This window comes from Actinoallomurus acaciae (assembly GCF_042429965.1).
Classification (GTDB): domain Bacteria; phylum Actinomycetota; class Actinomycetes; order Streptosporangiales; family Streptosporangiaceae; genus Actinoallomurus; species Actinoallomurus acaciae.
Genome location: NZ_JBHLZP010001235.1, coordinates 1 through 694, shown reverse-complemented (window position 1 = coordinate 694; position 694 = coordinate 1). Strand labels below are relative to the sequence as shown.

Sequence of the window (694 nt, the reverse complement as noted above, 5' to 3'; positions counted from 1 at the left end):
GTTCAGCGGGCCATGCTGATGGCGATGGAGCCGATATGGGAGAGTGATTTTCATACGCTCTCATATGGCTTCCGGCCTGAGCGCAGTGTCCACCACGCGATCCGCACGGTGAAATTACAGCTCACAGACTGTGGTGAAACCCGGGGACGCTGGGTGATTGAAGGCGACCTGTCCAGTTACTTCGACACCGTACATCATCGACTGCTGATGAAGGCTGTACGCCGCAGGATCAGTGACGCACGTTTCATGACTCTGCTGTGGAAAACCATCAAGGCGGGACATATCGATGTCGGTCTCTTTCGGGCGGCCAGTGAAGGTGTGCCACAGGGCGGTGTTATATCGCCGCTATTATCGAACATCATGCTGAATGAGTTCGATCAATACCTGCATGAGCGCTACCTGAGCGGGAAAGCCAGAAAAGATCGGTGGTACTGGAATAACAGTATCCAACGGGGCCGAAGTACGGCGGTCAGAGAAAACTGGCAGTGGAAACCCGCGGTGGCGTACTGCCGCTATGCCGATGATTTTGTCCTCATCGTCAAAGGCACCAAAGCACAGGCGGAAGCCATCAGGGAGGAGTGTCGGGGTGTGCTCGAAGGCAGTCTGAAACTCAGGCTGAACATGGATAAGACTAAAATCACCCATGTTAATGACGGCTTTATCTTTCTGGGGCACAGGATCATTCGCAAACGCA

At 53.9% G+C, this 694-nt stretch carries 1 protein-coding gene; it reads left to right on the top strand.

Annotated elements, in window-relative coordinates:
* A partial coding sequence (locus ACFFNX_RS51845) for a reverse transcriptase/maturase family protein (protein ID WP_378213877.1) occupies positions 1-694 on the top strand: 694 nt, incomplete at both ends.